We start from the raw sequence: 10,188 nt of genomic DNA, 5'->3' as shown, positions 1-10,188 counted from the left end.
CTGCGGCCCTGCGTCCGCTCCGGGCTCTCCCGGGAACCCGCGTCGGCCTCGGGCTCCTGCGGTCCCGCGTCGGCTCCGGGCGCGCGGGGACTCGCGCCGGCTCGCGGGGGTCGCCGGCCGGGGGCTCGCTCCGGACCCTGAAAAGGGCCGGTCGGCCCCCGGGCCGGGGACCTCGGGGCCGCGGGGGAGGCGGGGTCCGCCGGGGGACCCTGGAAGCAAGGGCACCCGCACCCCGGGACGACGGGGCGAGCGGTGGTTCGTGGCCCTCGGCGGTGTCCCGCCGGCGCGTGAGGAGGATGCCATGGCTTCGTCACCCCTCGACGACAGGACGGTGACCGCGCTGGTCGCCGAGGCAGCGGCGGCGCCGTCCATGCACAACGCGCAGCCCTGGCGCTTCCGCCACCTCGTGGCCCGCCGGGTGCTCCAGCTGCGCGCCGACCTGGGCCGGGCGATGCCCCGCTCCGACCCGGACCACCGCGCCCTGCACCTGGGGTGCGGTGCCGCCCTGTTCAACCTGCGGGTCGCCGCCGCGCACGCGGGACTCGTCCCCGTGACGGCCCTGCTGCCCGACCCGGACGAACCCGGGCTGCTCGCCGAGGTCCGCCTCGACGACCCGGCCGACGGCTCACCGGTACCGGCGGACCTCGCGCGGCTGCACCCGGCGATCCGGCAACGGCACACCAGCCGCCACCCGTTCGCCGACAAGGACCTCCCGGAGGAGCTGCGGACCGTCCTGCGGGACGCCGCCGCGAAGGAGGGCGCGCAGCTGCACTTCTCCGGCGCCTGGCACGCGGAGACCCTGCTCGACCTGGTCCGCGACGCGGAGAGCCGGGACGACCTGGACCCCCGCGCCCGCGAGGACCTGGAGCGCTGGACCCGGCTCGGGGCGGACGCGGACGTCGCCGTGGACGGCGTCCCCGAGTACGCCTTCGGCCCGGGCAGGCTGGGCGGCCGGGCACCGGTACGGGACTTCGCCGGACGCCGCCCGGTCGCCGACCGCGGCTCCAGCGTCTTCGAGCAGGTCGCCCACCTGGCCGTGCTGAGCACCCGCGGCGACGGCCCCGAGGCGTGGCTGCGCGCCGGGCAGGCCATGGAACGGGTGCTGCTCGAGGCCACGCTGGCGGACCTGGCCACCTCGCTGACCTCGCACGCCCTGGAGAAGCCCGGACTGCGGCTGCTCGCCCGCGACCCGGCGTCCGGGACCGGTGACGCGCAGATGGTCCTGCGCATCGGCTACGGTCCCCGCGGCCCGGCGACACCCCGCCGCCCCGTCCGGGACATCCTCGAGACCGAGTGACCGAGTGACCGAGTGACCGGGTGACCGGGTGACCGAGTGACCGAGTGACCGGGTCACCGGCCGAGTGACCGGGTCACCGGGGGGCGCCCGGCCCGCCGGGCCGGCGTCACCGCGCCGCGGCCGACGCGTTCAGCTCCCGGCCGGTGACCATCTCCGGTTCGATCCGCACGTACACCCCGTCGAGCATCGGCATCCACGAGGTGTGGCCCAGCCGCGCCAGCCGGTCCCGTTCGGCGGGGTCGGTCACGACGGCGGCCTTGCCGGTGACGACGACGCTCCAGCCCGACCGCGTCTCCGCGTGGAACTCGTCGGCCTCGAAGGCCACGACCACTCCGTCGACGGCCCGCACCAGGTCCGAGGACGCGGAGGTGCACAGGATCACGGACGAGTCCGTGTCCAGGGAGAAGTTGACCGGGAGCACCGCGGGCAGGGCCTGCCGGGTGTACACCACCCGCCCGACCGGCGCCGTGGCCAGCAGCCGCAGGCATTCCTGCCGTCCGAGGGCACGGAACACGTCGTTCTGGAACATCGTTCCATGGTCGTCGCCCCGTCCGGCCCGCGGCTAGGGCCGACCGGCCCCCTTCCGCCGCCCGGCGGCGGACACCGCCCGGGGGCGCCCCGCGCACGTCGTGCTCCGCGCACGTCGTGCTCCGCGCACGTCGTGCTCCGCGCACGTCGTGCTCCGCCGGATGTCGCCGTCGCCGCGGGCGGTCCCGGGGGCCAGTCCCGACCGGGGGGACGTTTCGCGCCACATCCGGGACCTTCGGCCCCACCGGCCGGCCCGGCCCCGGACGGGACACTGATCACGAGGGCGCCCCCCGGCGGCCGGGCATCACCCGGGCGGGGCAGGGGCCCCGCCACCGACCACCCCGGGAGTCCCGTGATGTGCGAGTACTGCGGCTGCCAGTCCCTGACGGCGATCGACGAGCTGACCCGGGAGCACGACGAGGTCGTCCGCCTCATCAGCCATGTGCGGACCGCCCACCGGAAGGGCGACACGGCCGGGATGGCGCGGACCGCCCGTGCGGTCGCGCGGGTGCTCGGTCCGCACACGCGGGTCGAGGAGCACGGCCTGTTCCCCGCTCTCGCCGGGGACTTCCCGGACCGGATCGCGCAGCTGGAGGCCGAGCACCGCTCGGTCGACGCCGTGCTGGCCGAGGCCGCCGACGGGGCGGTCCCCGCCGATCCGGCCTGGCCGGACCGGCTGCTGCACGCCATGGACCTGCTCCGTGCCCACATCCTCAAGGAGCAGGACGGCGTCTTCCCGGCCGCCCTCGCACTGCTCGGCACCGAGGAGTGGGAGGCCGTCGAGGCCGAGCGGGCCCGGGCGGGCGGGGCCCTGTCCGGGCCGGCCGGGGCGGGCCGCCGGGAGCCCGCCGGCCCGCCCCGGTGACCGCGGTGCCGCCGGTCCGGGCGCGGGAATCGCGCACGATTCCTGGCGTGGTGGTGCACCTTCCCACAGAAGGCGGTCGTAGAGTCGGGCCGCCGGAAACCGAACACCGAACCACGGGCGTCGCGCCCAGGAGTGGAGTGCCGCGGTGAGCACGGAGACGAACCCCGAGCGGACCCGGGCGGGCATGGACGGCGGGCTGACGGAGGCGCTGGTCCGTTCGCGGCGCTTCTTCACCCGGGCGGAGGTCTCCCCGGACCTGCGTACCCTGCACCGCAAGGGCGGCCGCGAGGCCGACGAGTTCTACCGGGACCGGTGGTCCCACGACAAGGTGGTGCGCTCCACCCACGGTGTGAACTGCACCGGCTCCTGCTCCTGGAAGGTGTACGTCAAGGACGGCATCATCACCTGGGAGGCGCAGCAGACCGACTACCCCTCCGTCGGCCCCGACCGGCCCGAGTACGAACCGCGCGGCTGCCCGCGCGGCGCCGCCTTCTCCTGGTACACGTACTCGCCGACCCGGGTGCGCTATCCCTACGTGCGGGGCGTCCTGCTGGAGATGTACCGGGAGGCCAAGGCGCGGCTCGGCGACCCGGTGGCGGCCTGGGCGGACGTCGTCTCCGACCCCGGGCGCGCCCGCCGCTACAAGCGGGCCCGCGGCAAGGGCGGCCTGGTGCGGGCGAGTTGGGCGGAGGCCGCGGAACTCGTCGCCGCCGCCCATGTGCACACCATCCGGCGCTGGGGCCCCGACCGGCTGGCCGGGTTCTCCCCGATCCCCGCCATGTCGATGGTCTCCCACGCGGCCGGGGCGCGCTTCTACTCCCTGCTCGGCGGGGTCATGCTCTCCTTCTACGACTGGTACGCCGACCTGCCCGTGGCCTCCCCGCAGGTGTTCGGCGACCAGACCGACGTGCCGGAGTCCGGCGACTGGTGGGACGCCGGGTACCTCATCATGTGGGGTTCCAACGTGCCGGTGACGCGGACCCCGGACGCCCACTGGATGGCGGAGGCCCGCTACCGCGGCCAGAAGGTCGTCGCGGTCTCCCCGGACTACGCGGACAACGTGAAGTTCGCCGACGAGTGGCTCTCCGCCCAGCCCGGTACCGACGGCGCGCTGGCCATGGCGATGGGCCACGTCGTCCTGAAGGAGTTCTTCGTCGAGCGGGACACCCCGTACTTCACCGACTACGTCAAGCGCTACACGGACCTGCCGTTCCTGATCACCCTGGACGAGCGGAAGGACGAGCCGGGTGTCCTGGCCCCCGGCAAGTTCCTCACCGCGGCCGACCTCGGCGGCGAGCACGCCGGGGCCGAACACGCCGCGTTCCGCACGGTGTTGCTGGACGCGGCCGACGGGCGGCCGGTGGTGCCCGGCGGCACCCTCGGCGACCGCTTCGCCGAGTCCGGGGCCGGCCGGTGGAACCTCGACCTCGGCGACACCGACCCGCTGCTGTCCGCCGACGGCGACGGCGCGACCCCCGTCGTCGTGGAACTGCCCCGCTTCGACGCCCCCGGCGGCGGTGCCGGCCGGCTGCTGCGCGGTGTCCCGGCGCGCCGGATCGGCGGGCGTCTGGTGACCACCGTCTACGACCTGCTCCTCGCCCAGTACGGGGTGGCGCGGCCGGGCCTGCCCGGCACCTGGCCCACCGGCTACGACGACCCGGACGAGCCGTACACGCCCGCCTGGCAGCAGGCCGTCACCGGTGTCGACGCGGGCCGCGCCGCCCGCATCGCCCGGGAGTTCGCGGCCAACGCCGAGGAGTCCCGCGGCCGTTCGATGATCATCATGGGGGCGGGCACCAACCACTGGTTCCACTCCGACACCATCTACCGGGCCTTCCTCACCCTCACCACGCTGACCGGCTGCCAGGGCGTGAACGGCGGCGGCTGGGCGCACTACGTCGGGCAGGAGAAGGTCCGCCCGATCACCGGCTACTCGGCGATCGCGACCGCAGCCGACTGGAACCGGCCCGCCCGGCAGATGATCCAGACCGCCTACTGGTACCTGCACAGCGACCAGTACCGCTACGACCCGTTCTCCGCGGACACCCTCGCGGCCCGGGGCGCGGGCGGCCCGTTCGCCGACCGGAGCACGGCGGACGTCATCGCTCAGTCCGCGCGGCTCGGCTGGATGCCGTCCTACCCGACCTTCGACCGCAACCCGCTCGACCTGGCCGACGAGGCGGACGCGGCGGGCCGCAGCCCGGCCGACCACGTGGTGGCCGAACTCAAGGCGGGACAGCTGGGGTTCGCGGGCGAGGACCCCGACGCGCCGGAGAACTTCCCGCGGGTGCTCACCGTGTGGCGGGCCAACCTCCTGGGCTCCTCCGCCAAGGGCAACGAGTACTTCCTCAAGCACCTGCTGGGCACCGACTCCTCGGTGCGCGCCACCGAGGCACCGCCCGGGGCCCGGCCCCGCGACGTGCGCTGGCGGGAGGAGGCCCCCGAGGGCAAGCTGGACCTGCTGCTCACCCTGGACTTCCGGATGACCAGCACCACCGTCTTCTCCGACGTGGTGCTGCCCGCGGCGACCTGGTACGAGAAGCACGACCTGTCCAGCACCGACATGCACCCCTTCGTGCACGCCTTCAACCCGGCCATCGCCCCGCCCTGGCAGACCCGCACCGACTGGGACACCTTCCGCACCCTCGCGCGGGAGTTCAGCCGCCAGGCCGCCGTTCACCTCGGGGTGCGCAAGGACGTGGTCGCCGCCCCGCTGCTGCACGACACCCCCGACGAACTGGCCACCCCGCACGGCAGGGTGCGTGACTGGCGGGCGGGGGAGTGCGAACCGGTGCCCGGCCGCACCCTGCCGAAGCTGGTCACCGTCGAACGCGACTACGGCGCCGTCGCCGACCGGATGGAGGCCCTCGGCCCGCTCCTGGACACCCTCGGCGCCACCACCAAGGGCGTCACCTTCACGGTCGGCCCGGAGCTGGAGTACCTGCGGCACAAGAACGGCACCGTGCGCGGCGGGGCGGCCGACGGGCGGCCCAGCATCGCCCGCGACGCCCAGGCCTGCGAGGCGATCCTCGCCCTGTCCGGCACCACCAACGGGCATCTGGCCACGCAGGGTTTCCGCACCCTGGAGGCGCGCACCGGCCGGCCGCTCGCCGACCTGGCCGCCGAGCACGAGGGCAAGCGGATCACCTTCGCCGACACCCAGGCCGCACCGGTGCCCGTGATCACCTCCCCCGAGTGGTCCGGTTCGGAGTCCGGCGGGCGCCGCTACTCGCCGTTCACCGTCAACGTCGAGCGGCTCAAGCCCTGGCACACCCTGACCGGCCGCCAGCACTTCTACCTCGACCACGACTGGATGAGCGCCCTCGGCGAACAACTCCCGGTCTACCGGCCGCCGTTGAACATGGACGCGCTGTTCGGCGAACCCCGGCTCGGAGAGGTCGGCGAACTCGGGGTGACCGTGCGCTACCTCACCCCGCACAACAAGTGGTCCATCCACTCCGAGTACCAGGACAACCTGTTCATGCTGTCCCTCTCCCGGGGCGGGCCCGTCATCTGGATGAGCACCCTGGACGCGGCCAAGGTCGGCGTGCGGGACAACGACTGGGTGGAGGCCGTCAACCGCAACGGCGTCGTCGCCGCCCGCGCCGTCGTCTCGCACCGCATGCCCGAGGGCACCGTCTACATGCACCACGCCCAGGACCGGCTCATCGACGTGCCCCGCACCGAGACCACCGGCCGGCGCGGCGGCATCCACAACTCGCTGACCCGGCTGCTGATCAAACCCAGCCACCTCATCGGCGGCTACGCCCAGCTCTCCTACGCCTTCAACTATCTCGGCCCGACCGGCAACCAGCGCGACGAGGTCACCGTCATCCGCCGCCGCGGCAACCAGGAGGTGACGTACTGATGCGCGTGATGGCCCAGATGGCGATGGTGATGAACCTCGACAAGTGCATCGGCTGCCACACCTGTTCGGTCACCTGCAAACAGGCGTGGACCAACCGCACCGGCGTCGAGTACGTCTGGTTCAACAACGTCGAGACCCGGCCCGGCCAGGGCTACCCCCGCCGCTACGAGGACCAGGACACCTGGCGCGGCGGCTGGGAACTGAACAAGCGCGGACGGCTCGCCCTCAAGGCCGGCGGCCGGTTCAAGAAGCTGATCACCATCTTCTCCAACCCCGTCCTGCCGTCCCTGGACGACTACTACGAGCCCTGGACCTACGACTACGAGACCCTCATCAACGCCCCCCTGCAGGAACACACCCCGGTCGCCCGCCCCAAGTCCCTCATCACCGGCAAGGACCTGAAGATCACCTGGTCGGCGAACTGGGACGACAACCTCGGCGGCTCGGACCGCCACGGCGAGAAGGACGTGCTGCTCGGCCAGGTCTCCGAGAAGATCAAGCTGGAGTTCGAGCAGACCTTCATGTTCTACCTGCCGCGCATCTGCGAGCACTGCCTCAACCCGTCCTGCGCGGCCTCCTGCCCCTCCGGCGCGATCTACAAGCGCGAGGAGGACGGCATCGTCCTCGTCGACCAGGACCGCTGCCGCGGCTGGCGGATGTGCGTCACCGGCTGCCCGTACAAGAAGGTCTACTTCAACCACCGCACCGGCAAGGCCGAGAAGTGCACCTTCTGCTTCCCCCGCGTCGAGGTCGGCCTGCCCACCGTCTGCTCCGAGACCTGCGTCGGCCGCCTGCGCTACATCGGCCTCGTCCTCTACGACGCCGACCGCGTGCTCGAAGCCGCCTCCACGCCCGAGGACACCGACCTCTACGAGGCGCAGCGGCAGGTCTTCCTCGACCCCCACGACCCGCGCGTGGTCGCCGCCGCCGAACGCTCCGGCATCCCGCACGACTGGGTCGAGGCCGCCCAGCGCTCGCCGGTCCACGCCCTGATCAACACCTACCGGGTGGCCCTGCCGCTGCACCCGGAGTACCGCACCCTGCCCATGGTCTGGTACATCCCGCCGCTGTCCCCGGTCGTCGACGCGGTCCGTGACACCGGCCGGGACGCGGAGGACCACCGCACCCTCTTCGCCGCCGTCGACGCCCTGCGCATCCCCGTCGACTACCTGGCCCAGCTGTTCACCGCCGGCGACCCCGCCCCCGTCGACGCCGTGCTGCGCCGGCTGGCCGCCATGCGCTCCTACATGCGCGACATCAACCTCGGCCGCGAACCCGACGCCTCCGTCCCGGAGTCCGTCGGCATGGGCGAGGAGCAGATGTACGACATGTACCGGTTGCTCGCCCTCGCCAAGTACGACGAGCGGTACGTCATCCCGGCCGCCCACGCCGAACAGGCCCACAGTCTCGAGGAACTGGCCACCGAGTGCAGCCTCGACTACGAGGGCGGCCCCGGCATGGGCGGCTCCGGCCCCTTCGGCGAGACGTCCGGCGGCGCCGCCCCCATCGCCGTGGAGAACTACCGGGCGCTGCGTGACCGCCAGACCTCCGACAGCCCGGCCGCACCCACCGACAAGGAGACCCGCGTCAACCTCCTGAACTGGGACGGCAGAAGCGCCCCACCGGGCATGTTCCCGCCCCGGCCCGGACCGGACGACGCCCCCGGCGGCGAAGGCGAGGTGGACCCCAGGCCATGAGGAGACGCATCCGTCCCGCCACCCGCACCCGCCCCTGGCACCCCGTCGCCTGGCAGGCCCAGTCCCTCCTCCTCGCCTACCCCGACGACGACTTCCCCGCCCGGCTCGACCTGGCCCGCCGCGCCGCCGCGACCCTGCCCCGCGACGTCGCCCACCCGCTGCTGGACTTCACCGCCCACGCGGACCGCACGGGCCCCGCCGCCCTCGCGGAGGCCTACGTCGACACCTTCGACCACCGCCGACGCTGCAGCCCCTACCTGACGTACTACGCGCACGGCGACACCCGGAAACGCGGCCTCGCCCTCGTGCGCCTGAAGCAGACCTACGCCCGGGCCGGCTGGCGGCTCGGCGACGACGAACTGCCCGACCACCTCGCCGTCGTCCTGGAGTTCGCGGGCGCCGAACCGGCCGCCGGACACCGCCTGCTCACCGAGCACCGCGCCGGCTGCGAGCTGCTGCGTCTCTCCCTGCGCGACGCAGGCTCGCCCTGGGCCGGCGTCCTCGCCTCCGTCTCGGCCACCCTGCCCGCCCTCGCCGGGGACGAACGCGAGGCCGTCGCCCGCCTGGCCGCCGAGGGCCCGCCCGAGGAACAGGTCGGCCTCGACCCCTACGCACCGCCGCAGTTCCCGCCCGTCCCGCCGGCCGGAGGCCCCCGATGACCGCTCCCGCCCACCCGCTGCCCCTGGCCGTCGAGTCCGGCACCGGCGGCATCCTGCTGTGGGTCGTCCTGCCGTACGTCAGCCTCGCCGTGTTCGTCCTCGGCCACGTCTGGCGCTACCGCTACGACAAGTTCGGCTGGACCACCCGCTCCTCCCAGCTCTACGAGCGGCGGCTGCTGCGCATCGGCAGCCCCCTGTTCCACTTCGGCATCCTGCTGGTCCTGCTGGGCCACATCGGCGGGCTGCTCGTCCCGGAGAGCTGGACCGAGGCCGCCGGCATCAGCGAGCACACCTACCACGTCCTCGCGGTCGTCCTCGGCGTGGCCGCCGGGGTCGCCACCGTCGGCGGCATGATCATCCTGATCTACCGGCGCCGCACCGTCGGCCCCGTGTTCTCCGCCACCACCGTCAACGACAAGGCGATGTACCTGTCGCTGGCCGTGACCATCGGACTGGGCCTGGCCGCCACCGTGGCCGCGAACGTCGTCGGCGGCGGCTACAACTACCGCGAGACCATCTCCCCCTGGTTCCGCTCCGTATTCTACCTCCAGCCGGACCCCGACCTGATGACCGGCACCCCCCTCCTGTTCCAGCTGCACGCCCTCAGCGCCCTGCTGCTGTTCGCGTTCTGGCCCTTCACCCGCCTCGTCCACATGCTCACCGCTCCCCTCGGCTACCTCACCCGCCCCTACATCGTCTACCGCAGCCGCGACGAACGCCTCGGCACCCGGCCCCCGCACCGCGGGTGGGAACGCACCGGCTGACCGGCACCGGACGGCGCCGAGCGGGCCCCGACCCGGCCGGCGGCGGGCGGCCGGCCACCCCGTAGAGTGCCTATCCGATGCCATCCTGACCCCGAGGAACCCGCACGTGACGCCCGCCCGACCCGCCCCGACCGCCCCGGTGACCGTCGTCGGGATCGGCGCCGACGGCTGGCAGGGACTGCCGCCCGCCGCACAGGCCGCACTCCTCGACGCCGAGACCGTGATCGGCGGCCCGCGCCAACTCGCGCTGCTGCCCCCCGAGTGCCGCGCCGAGCGGGTCCCCTGGCCGTCACCGCTGCGGCCCGCCGTCCCCGGCCTGCTCGACGCGCACGCCGGCCGCCGCATCGCCGTCCTCGCCAGCGGCGACCCCATGTTCCACGGAATCGGACGCACCCTCACCGACCTCCTCGGACCCGGCGCCGTCCACGTCCTGCCGCACCCCTCCTCCGTCACCCTCGCCTGCGCCCGCCTCGCCTGGCCGGTGGAGGACACCCACGTCGTCACCCTCGT

At 73.8% G+C, this 10,188-nt stretch carries 8 protein-coding genes; 7 read left to right on the top strand and 1 reads right to left on the bottom strand.

The features are described 5' to 3' along the window. The first annotated feature begins 301 nt into the window (after positions 1-301). Positions 302-1,297, top strand: a complete 996-nt coding sequence (locus tag G3I53_RS11910; RefSeq protein ID WP_164338185.1) for a nitroreductase family protein — start codon at positions 302-304, stop codon at positions 1,295-1,297. A gap of 106 nt (positions 1,298-1,403) precedes the next feature. Here G3I53_RS11910 and G3I53_RS11905 read toward each other — a convergent pair whose 3' ends face one another. Next, positions 1,404-1,826, bottom strand: a complete 423-nt coding sequence (locus G3I53_RS11905) for a pyridoxamine 5'-phosphate oxidase family protein (RefSeq protein ID WP_164338186.1) — start codon at positions 1,824-1,826, stop codon at positions 1,404-1,406. 354 nt (positions 1,827-2,180) lie between these two features. Between G3I53_RS11905 and G3I53_RS11900 the strand changes: the two genes are divergently transcribed. The 6 genes from G3I53_RS11900 to cbiE form a co-directional block, all read left to right on the top strand. Next, positions 2,181-2,690, top strand: coding sequence for a hemerythrin domain-containing protein (locus tag G3I53_RS11900; protein ID WP_164438315.1), 510 nt, complete (start codon positions 2,181-2,183; stop codon positions 2,688-2,690). A 184-nt stretch (positions 2,691-2,874) separates the two neighbouring features. Beyond that, complete coding sequence (locus G3I53_RS11895; RefSeq protein WP_164334641.1) at positions 2,875-6,558, top strand: nitrate reductase subunit alpha; 3,684 nt, start codon at positions 2,875-2,877, stop codon at positions 6,556-6,558. Continuing rightward, a complete protein-coding gene (gene narH, locus G3I53_RS11890) occupies positions 6,558-8,255 on the top strand; it encodes a nitrate reductase subunit beta (protein WP_164334638.1) in 1,698 nt (565 codons plus the stop codon). Before G3I53_RS11895 ends, narH begins: the two co-directional genes overlap by 1 nt. After that, complete coding sequence (gene narJ, locus G3I53_RS11885; protein ID WP_164334639.1) at positions 8,252-8,914, top strand: nitrate reductase molybdenum cofactor assembly chaperone; 663 nt, start codon at positions 8,252-8,254, stop codon at positions 8,912-8,914. Before narH ends, narJ begins: the two co-directional genes overlap by 4 nt. Continuing rightward, positions 8,911-9,678: a respiratory nitrate reductase subunit gamma gene (gene narI / locus G3I53_RS11880; protein WP_164334640.1), complete on the top strand. Its 768-nt coding sequence runs from the start codon at positions 8,911-8,913 to the stop codon at positions 9,676-9,678. Before narJ ends, narI begins: the two co-directional genes overlap by 4 nt. A 106-nt stretch (positions 9,679-9,784) precedes the next feature. Next, the coding region (gene cbiE / locus G3I53_RS11875) for a precorrin-6y C5,15-methyltransferase (decarboxylating) subunit CbiE (protein WP_343240606.1) at positions 9,785-10,188 on the top strand (404 nt) is incomplete at its 3' end.

It is taken from the genome of Streptomyces sp. SID14436 (assembly GCF_010548465.1).
GTDB lineage: Bacteria > Actinomycetota > Actinomycetes > Streptomycetales > Streptomycetaceae > Streptomyces.
The sequence above is the reverse complement of the archived record's forward strand: the minus strand, read 5'-3'. Positions and strand labels throughout refer to the sequence as shown.